The sequence below is a fragment of the Streptomyces sp. NBC_01171 genome (assembly GCF_045039805.1).
GTDB lineage: Bacteria > Actinomycetota > Actinomycetes > Streptomycetales > Streptomycetaceae > Streptomyces.
Genome location: NZ_CP108609.1, coordinates 4,730,814 through 4,754,339, shown reverse-complemented (window position 1 = coordinate 4,754,339; position 23,526 = coordinate 4,730,814). Strand labels below are relative to the sequence as shown.

General features: G+C 70.3%; 16 protein-coding genes and 1 pseudogene. 7 read left to right on the top strand and 10 right to left on the bottom strand.

Going from position 1 to position 23,526, the window contains the following annotated elements; translation table 11 throughout:
* The first annotated feature begins 46 nt into the window (after positions 1-46).
* The 3 genes from OG448_RS21885 to OG448_RS21875 all read left to right on the top strand — a co-directional run bounded on the left by OG448_RS21885 (position 47) and on the right by OG448_RS21875 (position 2,764).
* Positions 47-949, top strand: a complete 903-nt coding sequence (locus tag OG448_RS21885) for a metal-dependent hydrolase (protein ID WP_405556190.1) — start codon at positions 47-49, stop codon at positions 947-949.
* Entirely contained in the window at positions 942-2,006 is a 1,065-nt protein-coding gene (locus tag OG448_RS21880) for a PDR/VanB family oxidoreductase (protein WP_405556188.1), read from the top strand. The genes OG448_RS21885 and OG448_RS21880 overlap by 8 nt, the downstream gene beginning before the upstream one ends.
* Before the next feature lie 68 nt (positions 2,007-2,074).
* Positions 2,075-2,764: a TetR/AcrR family transcriptional regulator gene (locus OG448_RS21875; protein WP_405556186.1), complete on the top strand. Its 690-nt coding sequence runs from the start codon at positions 2,075-2,077 to the stop codon at positions 2,762-2,764.
* Positions 2,765-2,768: 4 nt separating this feature from the next.
* Here the strand turns inward: OG448_RS21875 and pulA are convergent, their stop codons facing one another.
* The 6 genes from pulA to OG448_RS21845 form a co-directional block, all read right to left on the bottom strand.
* Positions 2,769-8,165, bottom strand: coding sequence for a pullulanase-type alpha-1,6-glucosidase (gene pulA, locus OG448_RS21870; RefSeq protein WP_405556184.1), 5,397 nt, complete (start codon positions 8,163-8,165; stop codon positions 2,769-2,771).
* A gap of 201 nt (positions 8,166-8,366) precedes the next feature.
* On the bottom strand, positions 8,367-9,743 hold the full coding sequence (locus OG448_RS21865; protein ID WP_405556183.1) for an alpha-amylase family protein: 1,377 nt from the start codon (positions 9,741-9,743) through the stop codon (positions 8,367-8,369).
* A gap of 157 nt (positions 9,744-9,900) precedes the next feature.
* Positions 9,901-11,583 (bottom strand): alpha-amylase family glycosyl hydrolase, encoded by a 1,683-nt coding sequence (locus OG448_RS21860; protein WP_405556181.1) that lies wholly within the window; start codon positions 11,581-11,583, stop codon positions 9,901-9,903.
* 57 nt (positions 11,584-11,640) lie between these two features.
* Positions 11,641-12,561 (bottom strand): sugar ABC transporter permease, encoded by a 921-nt coding sequence (locus tag OG448_RS21855; RefSeq protein ID WP_405556179.1) that lies wholly within the window; start codon positions 12,559-12,561, stop codon positions 11,641-11,643.
* 19 nt (positions 12,562-12,580) lie between these two features.
* Positions 12,581-13,585, bottom strand: a complete 1,005-nt coding sequence (locus OG448_RS21850; protein WP_030807780.1) for a carbohydrate ABC transporter permease — start codon at positions 13,583-13,585, stop codon at positions 12,581-12,583.
* A gap of 104 nt (positions 13,586-13,689) precedes the next feature.
* Positions 13,690-14,964, bottom strand: a complete 1,275-nt coding sequence (locus tag OG448_RS21845) for an extracellular solute-binding protein (protein ID WP_405556176.1) — start codon at positions 14,962-14,964, stop codon at positions 13,690-13,692.
* Positions 14,965-15,423: 459 nt separating this feature from the next.
* On the opposite strand from OG448_RS21845, the gene OG448_RS21840 reads away from it, so the two are divergent.
* Positions 15,424-16,458, top strand: a complete 1,035-nt coding sequence (locus OG448_RS21840; protein ID WP_030807786.1) for a LacI family DNA-binding transcriptional regulator — start codon at positions 15,424-15,426, stop codon at positions 16,456-16,458.
* 98 nt (positions 16,459-16,556) lie between these two features.
* Positions 16,557-17,414, top strand: coding sequence for a phosphatase PAP2 family protein (locus OG448_RS21835; protein ID WP_405556174.1), 858 nt, complete (start codon positions 16,557-16,559; stop codon positions 17,412-17,414).
* On the opposite strand, the gene OG448_RS21830 is transcribed toward OG448_RS21835, so the two are convergent.
* From OG448_RS21830 to OG448_RS21820, 3 genes are all read right to left on the bottom strand, one after another.
* Complete coding sequence (locus tag OG448_RS21830; protein ID WP_405556172.1) at positions 17,402-20,395, bottom strand: bifunctional [glutamine synthetase] adenylyltransferase/[glutamine synthetase]-adenylyl-L-tyrosine phosphorylase; 2,994 nt, start codon at positions 20,393-20,395, stop codon at positions 17,402-17,404. The genes OG448_RS21835 and OG448_RS21830 overlap by 13 nt on opposite strands.
* Before the next feature lie 241 nt (positions 20,396-20,636).
* Positions 20,637-21,074: a type II toxin-antitoxin system VapC family toxin gene (locus tag OG448_RS21825; protein WP_405556170.1), complete on the bottom strand. Its 438-nt coding sequence runs from the start codon at positions 21,072-21,074 to the stop codon at positions 20,637-20,639.
* Positions 21,071-21,340: a CopG family transcriptional regulator gene (locus OG448_RS21820; protein ID WP_405556168.1), complete on the bottom strand. Its 270-nt coding sequence runs from the start codon at positions 21,338-21,340 to the stop codon at positions 21,071-21,073. Before OG448_RS21820 ends, OG448_RS21825 begins: the two co-directional genes overlap by 4 nt.
* 59 nt (positions 21,341-21,399) lie before the next feature.
* Between OG448_RS21820 and OG448_RS21815 the strand changes: the two are divergent.
* Positions 21,400-21,510, top strand: a pseudogene (locus OG448_RS21815) (VOC family protein); the annotation flags it as partial.
* Between the two features lie 59 nt (positions 21,511-21,569).
* Positions 21,570-21,983 carry a VOC family protein gene (locus OG448_RS21810; RefSeq protein ID WP_405556166.1) on the top strand — a complete coding sequence of 138 codons (414 nt, stop codon included), beginning with the start codon at positions 21,570-21,572 and terminating at the stop codon, positions 21,981-21,983.
* Between the two features lie 9 nt (positions 21,984-21,992).
* Here OG448_RS21810 and OG448_RS21805 read toward each other — a convergent pair whose 3' ends face one another.
* Positions 21,993-23,354, bottom strand: a complete 1,362-nt coding sequence (locus OG448_RS21805; protein ID WP_030807800.1) for a glutamine synthetase family protein — start codon at positions 23,352-23,354, stop codon at positions 21,993-21,995.
* Positions 23,355-23,526 lie beyond the last annotated feature (172 nt).

Sequence of the window (23,526 nt, the reverse complement as noted above, 5' to 3'; positions counted from 1 at the left end):
GTGCACGGGGGTTCTCAGGCGAAGTACCCGTCAGTACATTGACGCCATGTCTAACAAGCAGGCCCGGCCGGTGCAGGCCGAGCGCATCCCGCTGAAGGCGCGCAAGGTGTCCTTCGCCTGGGAGGACACCCCGCTGCACTGGGTGCCCGGCGATCCCTTCACCACGCACACCATCAATGTGCTGCATCTGCTGCTGCCGGCCGGGGAGCGGTGGTTCGTCCATGTGTACAAGCAGGCGCTGCCGCTGATCCGGGACGACCGACTGCGTGAGGACGTCATCGGGTTCATCGGGCAGGAGGCGATGCACTCCCAGGCCCATGACGAGGTGCTGCCGCATCTGCGAGAGCAGGGGCTGGACCCGACGCCCTACACCGCGCAGGTCGACTGGTTCTTCGAGAAGCTGCTCGGGGACCGCACCCTGCCGCCGGGGCGGGCGCGCCGCTGGTGGCTGCTGGAGCGGATCGCGCTGATCGCGGCGATCGAGCACTACACCGCGTTCCTCGGGGACTGGGTGCTGAACGCGGCCGAGCTGGACCGGCGGGGCGCCGATCCGACCATGCTGGACCTGCTGCGCTGGCACGGCGCGGAGGAGGTCGAGCACCGATCGGTCGCCTTCGACCTCTTCACGCACGTGGACGGCGACTACCGGCGCCGGGTGCGGACCTGGGCGCTGGCCTTCGGGGCGCTGATGTTCCTGTGGCAGCGCGGGGCCCGCTTCTTCATGGAGCACGACCCGACGCTGGTCGACGGCAAGGCGTCGTTCCGGGAGTTCTACGCGAGCGGCCGCCGGGGCACGCTGCCCGCCACGGGCGCGCTGCTGAAGTCCATCCCGCGCTACCTCGGCCGGGCCTACCACCCGTCCCAGGAGGGCTCGACCGCGCAGGCGGTGGCCTACCTGGCCTCGTCCCCGGCGGCGCTGGCCGCGGAGAAGGCGGAGCACGATGCCTGAGCAGACCACCCGGTCCGTCGCCGCCGCCGCGCTCCTGGTGGGCGCCGGGCTGCTGACCCGGCGGGCGCTGCGCCGCCGGGTCAAGGACTCCCCGCTGTGGCCGATGCCCGCGCTGGACCCGCCCATCTCCGGGCGCCCCCGCTCGCGGGCGCTGCGGCTGCTGCTGACCGGGCACGAACGCATCGCGGACGGGGTGGTGCGGCTCCGCCTGGAGGGCACCGGCCTGCCCGTCTGGGAGCCGGGCGCGCATCTGGACCTGGTGCTGCCCTCGGGCCTGGTGCGCCAGTACTCGCTGTGCGGGGACCCGGCGGACTCCTCGGCGTACGAGGTCGCCGCGCGGCTGGTCGAGGACGGGCGGGGTGGCTCACGGGAGGTGCACGAGCAGCTCACCGAGGGGATGGAGCTGGAGGTGCGCGGCCCGCGCAACCGGTTCCCGCTGGTGGAGGCGCCCGCGTACGTCTTCGTAGCCGGCGGCATCGGGATCACCCCGGTCCTGCCGATGCTGCGGGCCCTGTCGGAGGACGTGGACGTGCGGCTGCTGTACTGCGGGCGTACGCGGGCCTCGATGCCGTTCCTGAAGGAGGCGGCGGCGCTGGTCGGGGACGGGTGCACGGTGGTGGCCGAGGACGAGGACGGGCGCCCCGACCTCACCGCGCTGCTGACCGGGCTGCCCGAGGGCACGGTCGTGTACTGCTGCGGTCCGGAGGGGCTGATGGCGGCGGTGGAGGCGGCTCTGCCGGAGGGGACCGCGCTGCACCTGGAGCGGTTCGCCCCGCGTACGGCGGGCGGCGCCGACACCGAGTTCGAGGTGGAACTGCGGCGCAGCGGGCGGACGTTGACCGTCCCGGCCGACTCGACCGTGCTGGCGGCGGTGCGCCGGGAGCTGCCGGACACCCTCTACTCCTGCGAGCAGGGTTTCTGCGGGACCTGCCAACAGCGGGTGCTGGAGGGCGAGGTGGACCACCGGGACGAGCTGCTGACGGACGGCGAGCGCGACGACTCGATGCTGATCTGCGTGTCCCGCGCCCGGGGTGAGCGGCTGGTGCTGGACATGTGAGCGCGGGGAGCCGGGCCGGGCGGAACCGGACCGTCCAAGTGTCGTAGCCGGTCGGTAAGGTTGAACCCATGGGTACCGGGGTTCGCCGCAGGATGGGCGTCGAGGAGCGGCGGCAGCAGTTGATCAAGGTCGCGCTCGACCTGTTCAGCCGGCGCTCGCCCGACGAGGTCTCGATCGACGAGATAGCGTCGGCCGCGGGCATCTCCCGCCCGCTGGTCTACCACTACTTCCCCGGCAAGATGAGTCTGTACGAGGCCGCGCTGACCCGGGCGGCCGAGGATCTGGCGGGCCGCTTCGAGGAGCCCCACGAGGGCCCGCTCGGCGCCCGGCTGCTCCGGGTGATGGGCCGCTTCTTCGACTTCGTGGACGAGCACGGGCCGGGCTTCTCGGCCCTGATGCGGGGCGGCCCGGCGGTCGGCTCCTCGGCCACCAACGCCCTCATCGACTCCGTGCGGCAGGCGTCCTACGAGCAGATCCTGTCCCACCTGGGGATCACCGAGGCGCCCGCCCGGCTGGAGCTGGTGGTGCGCTCGTGGATCTCGCTGGTGGAGTCGACGGCGCTGATCTGGCTGGAGGGCCGCCGGGTGCCGCGCGAGGAGCTGGAACGCCAGCTCGTGCACGACTTCGCCGCCCTGGTCGCCGTCAGCGCCGCCTTCGACCCCGAAATGGCCGCCGTGGTGCGGACGTTCGTACAGAACGAGCCGGGCGACGGTCCCTTCGCGGAACTCGCCGCCCGGCTGATCTCCCTGGCGTCCTGACCCGTTACCGGGTGAACACCGCAACGGTGCGCGCCGGGACCGTGAAGGTGCCCGAACCGGCCGTGTACGAGGCCGACTTGACCACCTCGTCGGTGCCGGACGCCTGTACGGGGTGCAGGCGGTAGTCGGTGCCCGCGAGGGCGGTGATCCGCTGCTCCTGCCGCTCGGGCGTGGCGTTGAAGACCACGACCAGGTCACCCAGGCGCATGGTGATCACGCCGGGGGTCTCGTCCTTGCCGGAGAGCGGGAAGGAGAGCCGGTCCTGGACCTGGGCGGTGGTGGCGAGGGAGAAGGCGTCCTCGGTGGTGCGGATGCGCAGCAGGTCACGGTAGGCGGCCGAGGCGCCGGTGATCTGCGGGCAGCCGACCTTCACCGTGCTGAGCAGCGGCTTGGCATACGGCCACTTGGACTCGTTGTCGGCCGCCGGGGGCAGCCCGCGTCCGAAGCCGTTGCCGTCGGCGCAGTTCCAGTGGATGGCGTTGAACCAGTCGCCGCTGTCGAAGGAGTTGCGGTCCAGCGACTTGGAGCGCAGCAGGTCGGTGCCCGCCTGGGAGAGGGCCGGGCCCTGGGAGAGGGCGGCCGTGGCCATCGCGAGGACCTGCATCCTGGCCCGGTCGGACGCGCTGGTCCCGGCGGGCAGCTTGAAGGTGAGGGCGTCGAACAGCGACTCGTTGTCGTGGGCGTCCGCGTAGGCGAGGGCGTCGCCGGGGGCGGCCGCGTAGCCGGCGGGCGAGCCGTTGTAGTCGACCCCGGCGCCGGTGACCTCCTTGCCGTCGTTGTCGGTGAACCGGTATCCGGCGAGGTTGCCGGTCAGGCCGACCTTGATGAGGTCCTGGTAGTGCAGCAGCCGGGCCTTCTGCTCGGCCGGGGTGCCGTTGGCCGCCGAGGAGTTGGGGTCGGTGAACAGGCCGGAGGCGAAGCCCTGGACGCCGGGGTCCGTATCGAAGGGTCCGCCGCCGCGCACGGCGTCACGGGCCCGGTCGGAGAAGGTGGCGATGCCGGTCCCGGCCATGTTCTTCTGCGTGGCCTGGACGAAGCGGGCGTCGTCGGCGACCTCGCCGAAGTTCCAGCCCTCGCCGTACAGGATGATCTTCTTGCCGTCGACGCCGTCCCTGGCGACGGTCAGCGCGTCCAGCGCCTTGCGGACGGCCAGGATGTTGGCCTTGGGGTGGTGGCCCATGAGGTCGAAGCGGAAGCCGTCGACCTTGTACTCCTTGGCCCAGGTGACGATGGAGTCCACGACGAGCTTGCCCATCATGGCGTTCTCGGTCGCGGTGTTGGCGCAGCAGGTGGAGTTGGCCACGCTGCCGTCCGCGAGGAGCCGCTGGTAGTAGCCGGGCACGATCCGGTCGAGCACCGAGGTGTCCGCCTGCCCGCTGGCCGCCGTGTGGTTGTAGACCACGTCCATGACGACCCGCAGCCCGTCCTGGTTGAGCGCCTGCACCATCTTCCGGAACTGCACGGTACGCGCGGTGCCGTCGGGGTCGGTGGCGTAAGAGCCCTCGGGGACCGTGTAGTGGAACGGGTCATAGCCCCAGTTGTAGGCGTCCTTCGCGGCGGTCTTCGCCACGCACTCCTGCTGCTTGCCGGAGTCGGCCGGGAAGGAGGCCAGGTCGCAGTCCGGGGTGGCCTGGTCGGCCTTCTTCTCGGGGATGGTGGCGATGTCGAACGCGGGCAGCAGGTGCACGTAGGAGGTGCCGGCCTTCGCCAGCTCGCGCAGGTGCCTGGAGCCGGCGCTGTTCTTGTCGGTGAAGGCCAGGTAGGTGCCCTGGTCCCCCGCCGGGACGGTCTTGTCCGCCACCGAGAAGTCCCGGATGTGCAGCTCCTGGATCTGGGCGTCCCTCAGCGGCACCGCCTTGGGCTTGGTCAGCCCGGCCCAGCCCTCGGGGGCCAGGGAGCGGTCGGCGAGGTCGACGACGAGACTCCGCTGGGAGTCCGCCGTCAGGGCGACCGAGTAGGGGTCGGTGACCGAGTTGGTGACGATCTTGCCGACGCCGGGCGCCCACACCTTGACCACGTACCGGTAGGGCTTGCCCTTCCAGGACGCGGGGCCGGTGACGGACCAGACGCCGGTGGTGTCGTCGCGGCGCATGGCCGTCAGTGAGCCGTCCAGCTCCAGCGACACGCTCTGGGCCGTCGGTGCCCAGACGGAGAGGGTGGGCTTGCCGGCGTGGAAGACCGGGCCGAGGCCGCTCTTCGTGGCGCTCGCGTACACGTCGTCCAGCACCCCGGCGACCTGCACCCCGGTAGCGGCCAGCACCGCTCCACCGGCCGCGCGCTGGGAGGCGACGAGCTGGCCGGTGAGGGCCTCGCGCACCCGGTCGCGGTCGCGGGGGTCGACGGTCCAGGCGGTGTAGTCCTTCAGGTGGGGGAACTTCGCCTTCTGGGCGTCGGTGAGCGTGCCCTTCGCAAGGCGCAGCCAACGCTCGTCGTCGCTGGTCAGCGCGCCGTCCTTGACGGTGATCGAGCCGTCCCGGGAGTACAGCAACTGAGTGGAGGCAGCCCCCGCGGCGCCGTTCCAGGCGAGGGTGTCCCGGTCGATCCAGACCGCCTTGGCGGTGGTCAGGTCGAGCGCGGCCGCGCTGCCCTTGGGCTGCGGGAGCAGGTACTTCTCCTGGCCGCTCAACAGCCACACCTCGTGGCCGTCGGCCTTGAGGTCGAGGGACTGGTCGGTGGGCAGGTCCTTCTCGTCGCCCTTGTGGAGGATGTAGCTGAGACTGGTGGCACCCTCGGTGAGCGGTACCTCGTAGACCGCGCCATAGGCGTCAGTCTTCACCGGCGTCAGGGGCTTCGACCAGTCGGTGGGGTTCGCGGCACCGGTCCAGGTGTGCAGGCCCCAGCCGTCGTAGTCGCCGTCGGCGCGGTGGTAGTGCAGTACGGCCTTGCCCTGGTCCTGGGCCGGGTACTCGGGGCGCTCGGTCAGCACCTCGGGCTTGCCCTGCTCGAGCCAGACCTCACCCGTCTTCGTGACGTCGATGCTCCGGTCGGCGGAGACGTCCTTGTCGCCGTTCTTGTCGATGACCAGGAAGCCGACGTCGGAGGCGCCCGGCTTGAGCTTGACGTAGGCGAAGGCGCCGTAGGCGTCACGGCCGGTGAAGGGGTGGCTGGCCGGCCACTCCGTGGCCTCGCCGTCCGCGAGGTCACCCCAGGCGTACAGGCCCCAGTTCGCGTAGTCGCCGTCGGCCCGCTTGTAGTGCACCACCGCGTAGTCACGGGAGGCGGCGGCGGGCGGCTCGGGGGCGGGCGCGGTGCCGGTCGTGCTGGTCGCCAGGGCGCTCGCGGTGCGGCCGGCCGAGTCGATCACCACGGCCTTGTAGCGCAGCGCGGTCCCGGCGGGTACGTCCTTGCCGATGGCCTGGGTGACCTTGTACGGGGCGTGGTCGGCTGAACCCAGCGTCTTCCAGGGCCCGTTGCCGACCTGTGCGGCGAAGACGACCCGGTTCAGCCGGCCGCCGGACACATCGGCGCCGACCTCCACCGTGCCGGTGGCTCCGGCGGCCGGGGCGGTCAGGGTGAGCGTCGGCTTGGTGGCGGGGGCGGCGGGGCGCCCGGTGGCCCGGTAGACGACGGCCGTCCCGGCCGGGACGGTCAGGGTGAGCCTGCGCCCGGCGTCGGTGCGTACCGTGCGCTCGGTGCCGTAGATCCCCCGGTAAGCCATGCCCGCCGAGCCGGTGGTGAAGGTGGCGCGCTGGGCCTCGCCGGCGTTGTTGAGGGCGACCACGTACTCGGCGCCGGTGCGGGCGTCGGTGCGGGTGAAGGCGTAGACACCGGCGCCGTCGGCCGCGTAGCGCTCGGTCTGCACGCCGTCGGTGAGGGCCGGGTTGGCCTTGCGGAGCCCCGCGAGAGCCGCGATCTCCTTGTACAGCGGGGCCTTGGTGTCGTAGGCGTCGCGGGCGTGGGTGCGGGTGGTGCCGATCTCGTCGTCGTCCAGGTAGTCGGCGACCTTGGAGGCGAACATGGTCTGGCGGGCGTCCTTGTCGCCGCCGGAGCCGGTGAAGCCCTGCTCGTCGCCGTAGTAGACGACCGGGTTGCCCCGGCTGAGGAACATGAGCTGGTTGGCGAGGCGGTCCTTACGCAGGATTTCCGCGTCGGACGCCTTCGGGTCGTCCTGCTTCAGGAAGTACCCGATGCGGCCCATGTCGTGGTTGCCGAGGAAGGTGACCTGCTCGTAGGCGTTGGCCTTGTCGGTCGTGTACTTGTAGTCGTCCCCGAAGACCCCGGCGAGCTTCTTGGCGCTGCCGCCCTGGGAGGCGTAGCCGCGGGCGGCGTCCTGGAAGGGGAAGTCGAGGGTGGCGTCCAGGCGGCCCTGGGTGACGTACGGGGAGGTCACCGAGGTGTCGGCGGAGTAGACCTCACCGAACATGAAGAAGTTCTTCCGCCCGCGCTCGGCCGCGTAACGGTCCAGCGCGGTGGCCCACTGGGTCCAGAAGTCCATGTCGACGTGCTTGACCGTGTCGATGCGGAAGCCGTCGACGGCGAAGTCCCGCACCCAGCGCTGGTAGATCCTCTCCATGCCGCTGACCACCTCGGGACGCTCGGTCCACAGGTCGTCCAGGCCGGAGAAGTCGCCGTACTCGGCGGACTCGCCCGCGAAGGTGGAGTCGCCACGGTTGTGGTACATCGCCGGGTCGTTGAGCCAGGCCGGGACCTTGCTGCGGCTGCGCACGGTCGGGGTGCGGGGGAAGGAGGAGGCGTCCACGGCCGGGAACTTCTTCCGGCCGTCGGCGTAGTCGGAGTCGTCGAAGGGGCGGCCGTCCTTGGTCAGGTACGGGAAGGCGCCCTTGGAGAGGTAGTCGTAGGACTTCTCCCGGTAGTCGACGACGTCGGCGGTGTGGTTGGTGATGACGTCGAAGAAGACCTTCATGCCCTTGGCGTGCGCCCTGGCGATCAGGCCCTTCAGGTCGGCGTTGGTGCCGAAGTGCGGGTCGACCTGGGTGAAGTCGGTGATCCAGTAACCGTGGTAGCCGGCCGAGGCGTCGGCACCGGTGCCCTGCACGGGGCGGTTCTTGAAGATGGGGGCGAGCCAGATGGCGGTCGTGCCGAGGCCCTTGATGTAGTCGAGGCGCTGGGTGAGGCCCTTGAGGTCGCCGCCCTGGTAGAAGCCCTTGTCGGTGGGGTCGTAGCCGGTGCTCAGCCGCGAACCGGTCAGCCCGCCGCGGTCGTTGGAGCGGTCGCCGTTGGCGAAACGATCCGGCATGACGAAGTAGAACTGCTCGCGCGTGTCGTCGTGCCGGGCGGGCTCGGCGGCGAGGCGGGCGTCGGAAGGCGGTGCGGGCGGGCTGTCCGCGTGGGCGGACAGCGGCGTCACCAGGGTGGCGGCGAGGGCCGCGGTGACGAGGGCCGCCGCCCGGCGCCGGTAGGGGGTGCGGCGCGTCCCACGCGCCGGCCAGATCGGTCTCACGGCACAAACTCCTTGCGCTCACGGCTCGTTCGAGTCCGGCCTAAGGCACGGCTTCGCTGCCGGACGCGGCGTGACCGTACCGCCGCCGAAAGCCTTGCAGCAAGACTTGTGAAACATGAAGAAAGAAATTTCAGCGATGGACGCGGGACGAACCGCCCGTATACGACGGACGGTTCGTCGGGGGGCACCTCAAGGGCAGCGTCAGCAGCTCGCCTTGCCCGCGTACAGCGCGAGGGCGGTGTTGGCGCCGAGGGTCGCGGTGAACTGACCGCTCGAGTTCACCGAGACCGTGGTGTTGTTCTGCACGTTGCAGTACGTGCCCGCCGCGAGCGAGGTCTGGTAAGTGCGGGACAGCGAGGAGGACTCGTGGTTGATCGCCACGAACCCCTTGTTCCCGCGCCCGAAGGCGATGGCGTCGTTGCCGTTGTCCCACCAGTTGGAGACGGCCTGGCCGCGGGTGGCGTTGCGGAAGGCGACCATGGACTTGATCTCCGGCCAGGCGTGCTGGCACTTCCAGCCGTCCTGCCAGCAGGCGTTGACCTTGCCCCCGTTGGGCGGCCCGGCGTCCGCGTCGGACCACTCGTAGCCGGAGTTGATGTCCGGGGCGCCGTAGGGGTAGGCCAGCATGAAGACGTTGGCCAGGGTGTAGTTGGCGCCGTCCTTGTAGTTGAGGGTGCTGCCGTTGCGCTCGGTGTCGTGGTTGTCGACGAAGACCCCGGCGACCGAGCTGCTCATGTACCCCCAGCCTTCGCCGTAGTTCTTCAGGTAGGCGAGGTTCTCGTTGTTGAACACCCGCTTGAGGTCGTAGGCGTAGCGGAACTCCTGGACGTCACCGTTGCCCGTGTACTCGGTGGGCTGGACGGCCTCGCCCGCGCCGTAGATGACCTCCTGCTTCCAGTACACCGACGGGTTGGTCAGCCGGGACTTGATGTTGGCCAGGTCCGCCTTGTCGATGTGCTTGGCCGCGTCGATGCGGAAGCCGTCGACACCGAGCGAGAGGAGGTCGTTCATGTACCCGGCGATGGTCTTGCGGACGTAGTCCTCGCCGGTGTCCAGGTCGGCCAGGCCCACCAGTTCGCAGTGCTGGACGTTCCAGCGGTCCTGGTAGTTGCTGACCTGCGCGGTGCAGTCGTCGAAGTCGGGCGAGGAGTAAAGGCCCGGATAGTTGTACTTGCTGTACGACGAGCCGCCGGTACCGGTGCCGCTGCCCGCGGACATGTGGTTGATCACCGTGTCGGTGACGACCTTCACGCCGGCCGAGTGACACGTGTCGACCATGCTCTTGAAGGCCGCCCGGTCGCCGAGCCGGCCGGCGATCTTGTACGAGACGGGCTGGTACGAGGTCCACCACTGGGAGCCCTGTATGTGCTCGGCGGGTGGGGAGACCTGCACATAGCCGTAGCCGGCCGGACCGAGGGTGGTGGTGCACTCGCGGGCGACGGAGGCGAAGTTCCACTCGAAGAGGACGGCGGTGACGTCCTTGGTGCCGGGCGGGGACGCCTGCGCGGTAGTCGGGTACATGCCAAGCGTGGCCGCTGCCGCGAGGGCGAGCGCCACGGTGAGGGTTCTGCGTGCCATGTGGGGGTTCCTTCGTCGTTGAAGGCTGTTGCCGCAGGACTGGATGCCTTGCTGAAATGTTTCAGCAAACTTGCGGTGACGCAGATGTTAAAGGCCCGCCACCTGAAAAGGCAGCGGGCCGTGGGAAGTTGATGCAAGAACTTTCAGGTGGGGACCGTCAGGCCGTGGTCCACCAGACCGTGGTGTCCGCGGGCACCTCGGCCCCGGCGGCGCTCTCGCTGATCTCCCCGCTGGCGAGCAGCACCCGCCCGTACGCCGGGACGGTGACCGGCTCGCCGGTGGTGTTGGCGACGCAGGTGAACTCCCCGCGCCGGAACGCGAGTACGCCCTCGGGGGCGGGCAGCCACTCGACGCCCGAGCCCGCGCCGAGCGTGGGCTGTGCGCGCCGGGCGGCCAGCGCGGCCCGGTACAGCTCCAGCGTCGAGCCGGCCACGCCGGTCTGCGCCTCCACGCTCAGCTCACCCCAGCCCGCCGGCTGCGGCAGCCAACTGCCCCCGCCGCCGAAGCCGTACGAGGAACCCTCGCGGGTCCAGGGGATCGGCACCCGGCAGCCGTCGCGGAAGCCGTCCTGGCCCGCGCCCCGGAAGTAGGCGGGGTCCTGGCGCACCTCGTCGGGCAGGTCGACCACGTCGGGCAGGCCGAGTTCCTCGCCCTGGTAGAGGTAGGCGGAGCCGGGCAGAGCCAGCATCAGCAGGGTGGCGGCGCGGGCCCGGCGCAGGCCGAGGGCGCGGTCCCCGGCGGTGCGGATCTGGGTGCCCAGGCCGGGCGGGTTGGCGAAGCGGGTGGCGTGCCGGGTGACGTCGTGGTTGGAGAGCACCCAGGTGGCCGGGGCGTCGACCGGGCGCATCGCGGCGAGCGTGCGGTCGATGACCTCGCGCAACTGCTCCGCGTCCCAGTCGGTGCCGAGGTACTGGAAGTTGAACGCCTGGTGCAGCTCGTCGGGGCGGACGTAGTTGGCGGTCCGCTCGATGGTCGGCGTCCACGCCTCGGCGACGAAGATGCGGTCCCCGGCGTACTCGTCCAGCACCGTGCGCCACTGCCGGTAGACCTCGTGCACGCCCTCCTGGTCGAAGAACGGCATCACGTCGTTGCCCAGCAGCTTGAGCTGGTCGTGGGCGCCGAGGTCGGGCAGGCCGTCGGCCTTCACCAGGCCATGGGCCACGTCGATGCGGAAGCCGTCGACGCCCATGTCCAGCCAGAACCGCAGGATGGACCGGAACTCGTCGCCCACGGCCGGGTGGTTCCAGTTGAAGTCGGGCTGCTCGGGCGCGAAGAGGTGCAGGTACCACTCCCCCGGCGTGCCGTCGGGCTCGGTGACCCGCGTCCAGGCCGGGCCGCCGAAGATGGACTCCCAGTCGTTGGGCGGCAGTTCGCCGTCCATCCCCTTGCCGGGGCGGAAGTGGTACCGCTCGCGCAGCGGCGAGCCGGGGCCCTCGGCGAGCGCCCGCTTGAACCACTCGTGCTGGTCTGAGGAGTGGTTGGGGACCAGGTCCACGATGATCCGCAAGGACAGTTCGTGGGCGTCGCGGATCAGCGCGTCGGCGTCGAGCAGGTTGCCGAACATCGGGTCGACGGCACGGTAGTCGGCCACGTCGTACCCGGCGTCCGCCTGCGGGGAGGCGTAGAACGGGCTGAGCCAGACGGCGTCCACGCCGAGGTCGCGCAGGTAGGGCAGTCTGGCCCGCACGCCGGCCAGGTCGCCCATGCCGTCGCCGTTGCTGTCGGCGAAGCTGCGCGGATAGACCTGGTAGATCACCGCGCCGCGCCACCAGTCGCGGTGCTGGGCGGCGGGGGCGGCGGCGGTGTCGTCGGCCGGGGCTGCGAGATGCTGCTGGCTCATGGCGTCCTTGGTGCGTGACGAGGTTCGGTTCGTTCCGGGCGGGGGTGCGGCGGGGCCTCAGCCCTTGGTGCCGCCCGCGGTGAGGCCGGTGACGAGGTTCTTCTGCACGAGGTAGAAGAACACGGACACCGGTATCGCTATCAGTACCGCGGTGGCGGCCATGTAGTTCCACTGCGCGTCGTGCTCGCTGACGAAGGTCTGCAGGCCGACCGCGAAGGTGTACTTGGAGTCGTCCAGCATGAAGGTCGTGGCGAACGCGACCTCGCCCACCGCCGTGATGAAGTTGTAGAACGCGGCGACGGCCAGGCCCGGCCGGGCCAGCGGCAGGATCAGCCGGAAGAAGGTGCCGAACGGGCTGAGCCCGTCCACCCGGCCCGCCTCGTCGATCTCGAAGGGGATGGTGTCGAAGTACCCCTTGAGCAGCCACGCGCTGTACGGCACGGCGGTGGAGCAGTTGATGAGGATCAGCGCCCAGTAGGTGTCGATCAGGCCCAGCTCGCCGAAGATCTCGTACATCGGCACGATCAGGATGGCGATCGGGAACGCCTGGGTGAGCAGCAGGACCCACATCAGCGGCTTGTAGCCGGGGAAGCGCATCCGGGAGACGGCGTAGCCGGTGGTGGCGGCGACGAAGACACCGATGAAGGTGGTGCCGAGCGCCACGATCATCGTCGACTTGAACCAGTCGAAGAAGCCGGTGTGCTGGAGCACGAAGGCGTAGTTGGCGAAGCCCGCCCGGCCGAAGATGCGGCCCGGGTGCAGGTAGTCGTCCTTGTCCGGGCCGAGGGACAGGAAGAACAGCCAGGCCACCGGGACCAGCGCGATCAGGCTCGCCAGAACCAGGCCGCCGTGCAGCAGGACGGTGCCGAGCGGGCCGCGTTCACCGCGCCGGCGGGTCGCGCGGGGCCGGGCGGCGGCCGGTGCGGCGGCGGTGAGCGGGCGTCCCGGTGCGGTCTCGGGGGGTGTCGTGGTGCTCATGGCGGCGGCTCCTGCGGCGTCAGACGGCGAGCTGGTCATTGCGCTTCAGCCAGCGGAAGTAGAAGGAGGTGAACACGGTAAGGATCGACAGCAGCAGTACGCCGTACGCGGCGGACTGGGCGAAGTCGCGCGGCTGCTGTCCGAAACCGAGGAAGTAGGCCCAGGTGACGAGGATCTGGGCGTCCGGGGCGCCGGTCGGGCCGAACAGCAGGAAGATGATGGCGAACTGGTTGAAGGTCCAGATCACGCCGAGCAGGACGACGGTGGAGCTGACCGAGCGCAGACCGGGCAGGGTGACGTGCCTGAAGCGCTGCCAGGCGCTCGCGCCGTCCATCTCGGCGGCCTCGTAGAGCGAGGAGTCGATGGACTGGAGCCCGCCGAGCAGCGAGAGCATCATGAACGGCACCCCGCACCAGGTGTTGACCATGATGGCGGCGAACCGCTGCCAGAAGGTGTCCTCCAGCCACTGCGGCTGGGGCAGGTGGAGGGCGCCGAGGACCTGGTTGAGCACGCCGGAGTCGGCCAGCATGATCCGCCAGGAGAAGACGGTGACGAAGGTGGGCACCGCCCAGGGCAGCACGAGCAGCAGCCGGTAGACGGTGCGGCCGCGCAGCTTCTGGTCGAGCATCATCGCCAGGCCGAGGCCGATGACGTAGTGCAGGGTGACGCAGGCGACGGTCCAGAACACGGTCCACAGGAAGTGTGACCAGAAGCGGTCGTAGGCCGTGGGGCCGAAGAGGATGTCCTGGTAGTTGTCCAGCCCGATGAACTTGTAGGTGGCGTCGATGTGATTGACGCCGATGGTGCGCGCCGAGTTGAGGCTGTTGGCGTCGGTGAGGGTCAGATAGACACCCCGCACCAGCGGGTAGCCCACGAGGACACCGAGCACGACGACCACGGGCGCGATCATCGCGTACGCGTACCAATACCTCTGGTAGCCGTTCCTGAGGCGCTGCCCGAGACCGGGCCGGGGCGGCCGCTCACCGCTGCGCCGGCCGGTCGCGCGGTCGATGGCGACTGTCATGGTGCGACACCTTCTACAAGTTCGGGGGCGGGCTGGTCACAGGCCGGTGGCCGCCGGGTTCCCCCCATCCCCCACGGCGGGGGGAACCCGGCGGCCACACGGGCTCACTTGCTGAAGTCGGGCACCAGCTTGGCGATCGCCAGCTCGGCGTTGCTCAGGCCCTTGTCCAGCGGCTCCTTGCCCCCGGCCACCTTGGGCAGCTCGGTGTCCAGCGGGCCCCACAGGGAGCTGTACTCCGGCAGCGCCGGGCGGGGCTGGGCGGCGGAGAGCACGCCCTGGTAGCCGGCGATGCCGGGGTCGGCCTTGACCTGGGAGGTGTAGGCGTCACCGCGGGTCGGCAGCGTGGAGTTCTTCAGCGCGACGGTCTCCTGGGACTTGGCCGAGGTCATGAACTTCACGAACTTCAGCGCCGCGTCCTGGTGGGCCTTGTCCGAGCCGGCGTAGACCGAGAGGTTGTGGCCGCCGGTCGGGGCGCCCGCCTTGCCGGCCGAGCCGGCCGGGACGGTGGCGATGCCGAGGTTGGACTTGTCCTTGAAGGCCGAGCCCTTGTAGAAGTTCGTGATCTCCCAGGGGCCCTGGATGATCGAGGCGACCTTGCCGTTGACGAACGCGTCCTGGATGTGGGCGTAGGCGTCCGCGGTGGTGTCGGCCTTGTGCAGGCCCTTGCCGGAGAACGTGCTCTGCCAGGTGCCGTACGCCTTCTTCGCCGGGGCGGAGTCGACGGTGATCTTCTTGGCCGTGGCGTCGACGGTGTCGGTGCCCTCGCCGTAGAGGAAGCACTGGGCGTAGTACGCCTGGGTGGAGCCCCAGTAGCCGTCGACCTTCGCCTTGTCCTTGACCTTGGCGGCGTCGGCCTTCAGCTCGTCCCAGGTCTTGGGGGCCTCGGTGATGCCGGCCTTCTTGAACAGGGCCTTGTTGTAGACGAACGCGAGGGTGTCGGTGACCAGCGGCACGCCGTAGGTCTTGCCCTCGTACTGGGCCTGCTTGATCAGGTTGGGTTCGAACTTGTCCTGCTCGGCCAGGGCGTCGGTGCCGTCCAGCGGCAGGAAGAAGCCCTTCTTGGCGAAGGCCGGGGTCCAGCCGACCTCGGACCGCAGGATGTCCGGCGCGCCCTTGGAGCCGGCGGCGGTGTCGAACTTGTTCTGCGCCTGGTCGAAGGGCACGTTGACGTACTTGACCTTGATGTTCTTGTTGGCGGCCTGGAACTGCTCGACCAGGGCCTTGTACGTCGGCGCCTCATTGGTGGCGTTGGAGGTGTCCCACCAGGTGAGGGTCACCGGGCCGTCCGACTTGCTGTCGCCGTCGTCGCTCCCGCCGCACGCCGTCGCCGTGAGGGCGAGGGACGCCACGAGCGCGGAGGCCGCTATGCCACGCCGCATGAGTTCTCCTTGAGGGTGAAAAGCCCGAGATTGCAGGGGCGGCCCCGTCTGCCGCCGCCCGCGTCGTGCCGACTGCGCCATTGCCGCGGCCGGGCGACTCGGAACGTAACAGCGTTGTAAGCGTCGCGAAAGGCCTTGCAGAAAAAAAGTGCAAGAAGACGGCCGGGTTACCGTGTCGTGACCTGCGCCAGACCTTGTCGAAATACTGGTCTACCGCCGGTAGGCGGGTTGACGGACACTTGTGCAAGACTCTGCAAGCTCTTGCCGCGGGAGGCCGCCGCCGGGATCATCCCCTTGCGGCCGTGCGCCGGGCGGACCGTCCGGCGGGCACGAGCGACGACATACCCATGAGGGGCGAGGAGCGCGATGACGCGGCAATCCACGGCGGGCCGTTCGGCCGCCCGCGTACGGCGTCCCGCCGGTGCGCCAGGACCGGGTCGGCCGGTACAGTCCGGTGGCGTGACCACACGGCTTGCGGACATCGCCGCACAGGCGGGGGTGAGCGAAGCGACCGTCAGCCGGGTCCTCAACGGGAAGCCGGGCGTCGCCGCCACCACCCGCCAGTCCGTCCTGGCCGCGCTGGACGTGCTCGGCTACGAGCGTCCGGTGCGGCTCCGCCAGCGCAGCGAGGGCCTGGTGGGCCTGATCATCCCCGAGCTGGAGAACCCGATCTTCCCGGCGCTGGCGCAGGTCATCGGCCAGGCGCTGACCGGGCAGGGCTACACCCCGGTGCTGGCCACCCAGACGCCGGGCGGCTCCACCGAGGACGAGCTGACCGAGATGCTGGTGGACCGGGGGGTGGCCGGGATCATCTACGTCTCCGGGCTGCACGCCGACACCACCGCCGACATGCAGCGCTACGAGCGACTGCGCGCCCAGGGCGTGCCGTTCGTGCTGGTGGACGGGTTCTCGCCGAAGGTGCAGGCACCTTTCATCTCCCCCGACGACCGGGCCGCGACCACCCTCGCGGTCACCCACCTGGTGTCGCTGGGCCACACCCGGATCGGGCTGGCGCTCGGGCCGAAGCGGTTCGTGCCGGTGCAGCGCAAGATCGAGGGCTTCGTCCGGGCGATGCAGGACCAACTCGGGCTGGGCGCCGACATGGTCGCCGAGGAGCTGGTGCAGCACTCGCTGTACACCCTGGAGGGCGGCCAGGCGGCGGCAACCGCGCTCATCGAGCGGAAGTGCACGGCCGTCGTGTGCGCCAGCGACATGATGGCGCTCGGCGCGATACGGGCCGCCCGGCAGCTCGGTCTCGAGGTGCCGCGCGACGTGTCGGTGGTCGGTTTCGACGACTCGCCGCTGATCGCGTTCACCGACCCGCCGCTGACCACCGTCCGCAAGCCCGTCCCGGCCATGGGCCAGGCCGCGGTCCGGACACTGCTGGAGGAGATCGGCGGGACGCCCGCTCCGCACAGCGAGTTCGTCTTCATGCCGGAGCTGGTCGTACGAGGGTCCACCGCCTCGGCGCCGGGCGAGCGTACGCGGGGCTGAGCCCCCGGCCCGCCAGGCGTTTTCGCGCAGAACATGCGTAGGGGCACCGGCCTTGGGATGATCTGTCGAGCATCCCTTGTCTGGCAGACTTGGTAGCTATGAGTGACTCGACCGTGACAGGCCCGGGCGGCCACCGCGACGAGGTGGCCGTACCGCGGACCGTCACGGGCCGGGACGGTGGCGGAGCGGGGGCCCTGCGCGACCGGCTCCGCCGTCCCCGGCGCCCCCGGCTGTGGTTCGAGATCCTGCTGATCGGCGCGAGTTACTGGACGTACTCGCTCATCCGCAACGCCGTCCCGGAGCAGAAGCGTGAGGCGCTGCGCAACGCCGACGCGGTGTGGTGGCTGGAGCACCAACTGGGCATCGCCGTCGAGGCGTCCGTCAACCATGCCGCCGACTCGGTGGGTTGGCTGATCATCGGCATGAACTACTACTACGCCACGCTGCACTTCGTGATCACCATCGGGGTGCTGGTGTGGCTCTACCGATGGCATCCCGACCGCTACGCCCCCATCAGGCTGGTGCTGTTCGCCACCACGGGCGTGGCCCTCGCCGGGTACTACCTCTTCCCGCTCGCCCCGCCCCGGCTGATGCGCGGCGGCCACTTCATCGACACCGTGATGGTGCACCAGACCTGGGGCTCGATGGCCTCCGGCGACCTCAAGCACATGTCCAACCAGTACGCCGCGATGCCGTCCATGCACATCGGGTGGTCGCTGTGGTGCGGGCTGACCGTGTTCGCGCTGGCCTCGGTGCCGTGGGCACGGGTGCTGGGACTGGCGTACCCGGCGCTGACGCTGCTGGTCATCGTGTCCACGGCCAACCATTTCTGGCTGGACGCGGTGGGCGGGGTGCTGTGCCTCGGCTTCGGGGTGGGGGTGGCCCGGCTCGGGTACGGGCGGTGGCCGCAGGTGCCCAGAGCCGTGCTCGGCTCCGGGGCGGGTCAGCCCGCGTAGAAGAGTTCGTCCACCACCGTCCGCGCCCGGCGGGCGGTACGACGGTACGCGTCCAGCATGTCGCCGGCCCGGCCCTCGCCGTAGCCCAGGTAGCGGCCCACCGCCGCCAGCTCGCGGGGCTCGGTGGGGAAGGTGTCGCCCGCCCTGCCCCGGACCAGCATCACCGCGTTGCGGACCCGGCTGGCCAGCACCCACGCCTCGTCCAGCACGGCCGCGTCCTCCGCGCCGATCAGGCCGGCCTCGCGGGCCGCCGCCAGCGCCTCGCGCGTCCTCGGGGTGCGCAGGCCCGGCACCTCCCAGGCGTGCCGGAGCTGGAGCAACTGGACCGTCCACTCCACGTCCGACAGGCCGCCCGGGCCCAGCTTGGTGTGCAGCTTGGGGTCGGCGCCGCGTGGCAGCCGCTCCGACTCCATGCGCGCCTTCAGCCGACGGATCTCGCGCACCGCGTCCTCGTCCAGGCCGCGCGCCGGGTAGCGCAGCGGGTCGATCAGCGCCATGAAGCGGCGGCCCAGGTCCTCGTCCCCCGCCACCGGTTCCGCCCGCAGCAGCGCCTGCGACTCCCAGCCCAGCGACCACCTGCGGTAGTACGCCTCGTACGACTTCAGGGTGCGGACCAGCGGGCCGGACTTGCCCTCGGGGCGCAGGTCGGCGTCGATCAGCAGGGGCGGGTCGGCGCTGGGGAGCTGGAGCAGGCGGCGCATCTCGGCCACCACCTTGTTGGCGGCCTTCGCGGCCTCGTGCTCGTCCACGCCCTCTCGCGGTTCGTGCACGAACAGGACGTCCGCGTCCGAGCCGTAGCCGAGTTCGTGGCCGCCGAACCTGCCCATGCCGATGATCGCGAACCTGGTCGGGAGGGTATCGCCCCAGCCCTCCCGGACCACCGCGCGCAGGGTTCCGGCGAGGGTGGCGGCCGTGAGGTCCGAGATCGCGCTGCCCGTGCGGTCCAGGAGGACGCCCTCGTCGGGCTCCGCGGGGGTGGTCTCCGTGCCGTACGAGCCGACGATGTCGGCGGCGGCGGTGCGGAAGAGTTCGCGGCGCCTGACGCCTCGGGCGGCTGTCACGCCGTGTTCGGCGTTCTCCGCCCGGTTCACCGCGGCGGTGATCTCCTGCTCCAGTTGGGCCCTGCCTCGTGGTTCCAGGCCGCCTGCGTCTCCGTCGCCGAGGAGGGCCACGGCCTCGGGGGCGCGCAGGAGGAGGTCGGGCGCCAGGCGGCCCGCCGAGAGGACCCTGGCCAGGTTCTCCGCGGCCGCGCCCTCGTCGCGGAGGAGGCGGAGGTACCACGGCGTCTTGCCGAGGGCGTCCGAGACCTTGCGGAAGTTCAGGAGGCCGGCGTCGGGGTCGGCCGAGTCGGCGAACCAGCCGAGGAGGACGGGGAGGAGGGTGCGCTGGATGGCCGCCTTGCGGGTTACTCCGGAGGCCAGGGCTTCCAGGTGGCGGAGGGCCGCGGCGGGGTCGGCGTAGCCGAGGGCGACCAGGCGTTCCCTTGCCGCTTCCGCGCTGAGCCTTGTCTCGCCGGGGGCCAGTTGGGCCACCGCGTCCAGGAGGGGGCGGTAGAAGATCTTCTCGTGGAGGCGGCGGACCACTCCTGTGTGGCGTTTCCATTCACGGCGCAGGCCCGCGACCGGGTCCGTGCGGAGGCCCAGCGAGCGGCCCAGGCGGCGGAGGTCGTCCTCCGCCTCGGGGACCAGGTGGGTGCGGCGGAGCTGGAACAACTGGATGCGGTGTTCCAGTTCGCGGAGGAAGCGGTACGCCTCGTCGAGGCGGGCGGCGTCCTCTCGGCCGACGTAACCGCCCGCTGCCAGGGCTTGCAGGGCCTTCAGGGTGGTGCCGCTGCGCAGGGAGTGGTCTGTGCGGCCGTGGACCAGTTGGAGCAACTGGACGGCGAATTCGACGTCCCTCAGGCCGCCCGGGCCCAGTTTCAGCTCTCTGTCGATCTCTGCCGGGGGGATGTTCTCCACGACCCTGCGGCGCATCTTCTGCACGTCGGGGACGAAGTTCTCGCGGTCCGCCGCCTGCCAGACCATCGGGGTCAGGGCGTCCGTGTATGCCTCGCCCAGTTCCTTGTCTCCTGCTACCGGGCGGGCCTTCAGGAGGGCCTGGAACTCCCATGTCTTCGCCCAGCGCTGGTAGTAGGCCAGGTGGCTGCTCAGGGTGCGGACCAGGGGGCCGTTGCGGCCCTCGGGGCGGAGGTTCGCGTCCACCGGCCAGATCGAGCCCTCGATCGTGGTTTCCGAGCAGATGCGCATCATGTGGGACGCGAGTTTGGTGGCCGCCTTCAGGGCTTTCGTCTCGTCCGTGCCCTGGGCCGGCTCCGCCACGAAGATCACGTCCACGTCGGAGACGTAGTTCAGTTCGTGGCCGCCGCACTTGCCCATGGCGATCACTGCGAGGCGGCAGGCCGCCGCGTCCTGGGGGGCCTCGGTTTCGGCCATGACGAGGGCCGCGCGGAGGGTCGCCGTCGCGAGGTCCGCGAGTTCCGCCGCGGTCTGGGTCACGTCCGTGGTGCCGCAGACGTCCCTCGCGGCGATGGAGAGCAGGCAGCGACGGTACGCGACCCTCAGTTCCACCGGGTCCGTCGCTTCCGCGAGGCCGCGTTCGAACTCCCTCACTCCTGGGTGGAGGTCCCTCGGTTCGTAGGTGACCAGTTCCTGCCAGTCGTGGGGGTGGCGGGCCAGGTGGTCCCCCAGGGCCGCCGAGGCGCCGAGTACGCCCAGGAGGCGGTCTCGGAGGGGCTTCGCCGCGATCAGGGTGTCCAGGAGTTCGCGGTGGTCCGTGGGGGCGGGCTGGGCCTCCAGCAACCGCACCAGGCCGCGCAGGGCGAGGTCCGGGTCCGCGGTCGCGCCCAGGGCCTCCAGGAGGACCGGGTCCGCCTTCACCGGGGCCAGCTCGGGGCTGTCCAGCAGGCGTTCCGCTCCCGAGGGGTCCGTGAAGCCGTGCCGAAGCAGTCTGGTGAACGTGCTGCTCCTGCGCCCCGGCGTCATCCGCGGCCTCCCCTCGGGATCAAGACGGTCCTGGCCAGAGCCTAACCGTGCCACCGGCCGCCGGTCGTGGCAGCGCCCCGCGTCGTCGTGGATCGGGGCCGCGCCGGGCAGTATCCGTCCTCGGTCCGGCGACTTCTGTTTCTCCGATGCGTCCAGCTTGGTGTTTCGCCGGCCGCTGCGGGCGGACACTCCCGCCACGCCCCCTTGCCGCCGTTCGCGGGTTGCGGGCGGTGGGGTGTGCTCAGAGGTCGTCCGGCAGGACTCGGAAGTGGGTGTGCCTCGTGTTCAAGGGGCGTACGGTCCTGAAGTCGCGCAGGTCTCTGGTGAGGATGGCGTCCGTCGCGTACTCGGCTGCCAGGGCCACGTTCATCGCGTCCACCAGGTCCAGGTCCAGTGGCTGGTGGCGGGCCCGTACGGTCAGGGCGGCGTCCAGAGTTTCCGGGGTCGGGTTCGCCAGGATCAGGCGCATCTCACTCACCCTGTCGGTGAGGCTGCGCAGGATCGAGTCCGCCGCTCTCCGGCCCGCTCTGCTGGTGGCCACCTGGTGCACCTCGGTCAGGGCCATCGGTGTTGCCACCAGGAAACCGCACTGGTCGGCTGCCTTCCTGGCCGCTGTGTGTGCCGGGTCCGACCGGTTGTACAGGGCGAGGATGCCCGAGGTGTCGGCGATGGCGATCACGCAGCGTGGTTCCTGTTCCGGTGCTCGCGGGCCTCGTATCCCTCGGTCACGCTGCCGTTGATCTCGTCCCGATCCATCGGCTCGCCCAGGTCGAAGGTCTCCTCGTCCGCCACGAACGGCTCGTCCCAGACGCGGTGTGCCAGTGCGATGCGGTGGATGCCCTCGCGGATTATCTCCGCCTCCGAGAGGCCCAGCCGGGCCGCCGCCTCCTTGATGAGCGCCAAGTCGCTGTCGTCCGCGTAGACGTTCGTGCGTTTCAGGGCCATGGGGGGATGGTACAGCTCCTGTACCACCGGTCCAGGTCGAAAGGGGCTTACGTCTCGTTATGGACATGGCTCTGGAAGTTGTCGTGCTTCCCGTCTCCGACGTGGATCGTGCCAAGGAGTGCTGTCGGGATCTCGTTGGCTTCCATCTGGAGGCCATTCAGGGATACCGGCGGCGGGCCACTGAGCCGCTTCATCGGGTGCCGGCCCAGCTTGCCGGGGAGGGGAACTCGTGAGCGGGGCGTTGAGTCGGGGGCGTGTCGCCACTCGGTTGCCTGCCCAGGACCTTGAGCGGGCTCGGCGGTTCTACTCCGAGAAGCTGGGGCTGGAGCCCTTCGACGAGCGGCCCGGTGGGCTGCTTTATCGGTGCGGGGACTCGTTCTTTGCGCTGTTTCAGTCCACCGGGGCCTCCCCCGGCACCTTTACCCAGATGGGGTGGGAGGTCGACGACCTCGAAGCAACCCTCGCCGAGCTTCGGGGGCGTGGGGTTGTCTTCGAGGACGTCGAGGCTCCTGGGTTTCGGACCGAGGGTGGCGTTGCCGAGGTGCAGGGCAACTATCCGAGCAAAGGGGCTCGGGGGGAGCGGGCTGCCTGGTTCCGGGACAGTGAGGGGAACTTGATGGGGATCGGGCAGCCCATTCGGTGATATCCCTCGCTACAGGACCGGGAGGTTCTTGCGGAGTTCGAAGGCTGTTACCTCGCTCCGGTACTCCTCCCACTCCTGCCTCTTGTTGCGGAGGAAGAAGTCGAATACGTGCTCGCCCAGGGTTTCGGCCACCAGGTCGCTGCGTTCCATCAGGGTGAGGGCCTCGCCCAGGTTCTGGGGCAGCGGTTCGATGCCCATGGCTCGGCGTTCCGCGTCGGAGAGGGCCCAGACGTCGTCCTCGGCGCCCGGAGGGAGTTCGTAGCCCTCCTCGATGCCCTTGAGGCCGGCGGCCAGGAGGACGGCGTAGGCGAGGTAGGGGTTGGCTCCTGAGTCGAGGGAGCGGACCTCCACGCGGGCCGAGCCCGTCTTGCCCGGCTTGTACATCGGGACCCGGACCAGGGCCGAGCGGTTGTTGTGGCCCCAGCAGATGTACGAGGGGGCCTCGCCGCCCGCGCCCGCCGTGCGCTCCGAGCCGCCCCAGATGCGCTTGTAGGAGTTCACCCACTGGTTGGTGACCGCCGAGATCTCCGCCGCGTGCCGCAGCAGGCCCGCGATGAAGGAGCGGCCGACCTTGGAGAGCTGGTACTCCGAGCCGGACTCGTAGAACGCGTTGCGGTCGCCCTCGAAGAGGGAGAGGTGGGTGTGCATGCCCGAGCCGGGGAACTCCGAGAACGGCTTCGGCATGAAGGTCGCCTGGACCCCCTGCTCCAGCGCCACCTGCTTCATGACCAGGCGGAACGTCATGATGTTGTCCGCCGTGGAGAGCGCGTCGGCGTAGCGCAGGTCGATCTCCTGCTGGCCGGGGCCGCCCTCGTGGTGGGAGAACTCCACCGAGATGCCCATCGACTCCAGCATGGTGATCGCCTGGCGGCGGAAGTCCATGCCGACGTTCTGCGGGGTGTGGTCGAAGTAGCCGGAGTTGTCGGCCGGGGTCGGCCGGCTGCCGTCCGTCGGCTTGTTCTTCAGCAGGAAGAACTCGATCTCCGGGTGGGTGTAGAAGGTGAAGCCCAGGTCGGAGGTGCGGGCCAGCGCGCGCTTGAGGACGTAGCGCGGATCGGCGAAGGACGGGGAGCCGTCCGGCATCAGGATGTCGCAGAACATGCGGGCCGTACCGGGGGCCTCCGCGCGCCAGGGCAGGACCTGGAACGTGGACGGGTCCGGCTTGGCGATCATGTCGGACTCGTAGACGCGGGCGAAGCCCTCGATGGCCGAGCCGTCGAAGCCGATGCCCTCGTCGAACGCCTGCTCCAGCTCGGCGGGGGCCACGGCGACGGACTTGAGGAAGCCCAGCACGTCCGTGAACCACAGGCGTACGAACCGGATGTCGCGCTCCTCCAAGGTCCGGAGCACGAACTCCTGCTGCTTGTCCATCTTCCGCTTCCCCATCCTTGCTGGTCAGGCCGCCTGTCCGTGGTGCGACGGGAGGCGGTCGGCACCTGAGCATCCCACCACATCGGCGTTTCGCGCGCGTTGCGGACCTTGATCGGTCGGACGTCTCCGGACTGAACGGCCCGCGTACGGGAGGTGCACCTCTCCCACGCCC

What these genes read in the sequence shown, in the direction of transcription:
- OG448_RS21820 (WP_405556168.1), bottom strand. Translation starts at nt 21,340, where the DNA reads ATGGCCCTGAAACGCACGAACGTCTACGCGGACGACAGCGACTTGGCG.
- OG448_RS21865 (WP_405556183.1), bottom strand. Translation starts at nt 9,743, where the DNA reads ATGGCACGCAGAACCCTCACCGTGGCGCTCGCCCTCGCGGCAGCGGCC.
- OG448_RS21855 (WP_405556179.1), bottom strand. Translation starts at nt 12,561, where the DNA reads ATGAGCACCACGACACCCCCCGAGACCGCACCGGGACGCCCGCTCACC.
- OG448_RS21805 (WP_030807800.1), bottom strand. Translation starts at nt 23,354, where the DNA reads ATGGACAAGCAGCAGGAGTTCGTGCTCCGGACCTTGGAGGAGCGCGAC.
- OG448_RS21830 (WP_405556172.1), bottom strand. Translation starts at nt 20,395, where the DNA reads ATGACGCCGGGGCGCAGGAGCAGCACGTTCACCAGACTGCTTCGGCAC.
- OG448_RS21850 (WP_030807780.1), bottom strand. Translation starts at nt 13,585, where the DNA reads ATGACAGTCGCCATCGACCGCGCGACCGGCCGGCGCAGCGGTGAGCGG.
- OG448_RS21885 (WP_405556190.1), top strand. Translation starts at nt 47, where the DNA reads ATGTCTAACAAGCAGGCCCGGCCGGTGCAGGCCGAGCGCATCCCGCTG.
- OG448_RS21880 (WP_405556188.1), top strand. Translation starts at nt 942, where the DNA reads ATGCCTGAGCAGACCACCCGGTCCGTCGCCGCCGCCGCGCTCCTGGTG.
- OG448_RS21835 (WP_405556174.1), top strand. Translation starts at nt 16,557, where the DNA reads ATGAGTGACTCGACCGTGACAGGCCCGGGCGGCCACCGCGACGAGGTG.
- OG448_RS21860 (WP_405556181.1), bottom strand. Translation starts at nt 11,583, where the DNA reads ATGAGCCAGCAGCATCTCGCAGCCCCGGCCGACGACACCGCCGCCGCC.
- OG448_RS21875 (WP_405556186.1), top strand. Translation starts at nt 2,075, where the DNA reads ATGGGTACCGGGGTTCGCCGCAGGATGGGCGTCGAGGAGCGGCGGCAG.
- OG448_RS21845 (WP_405556176.1), bottom strand. Translation starts at nt 14,964, where the DNA reads ATGCGGCGTGGCATAGCGGCCTCCGCGCTCGTGGCGTCCCTCGCCCTC.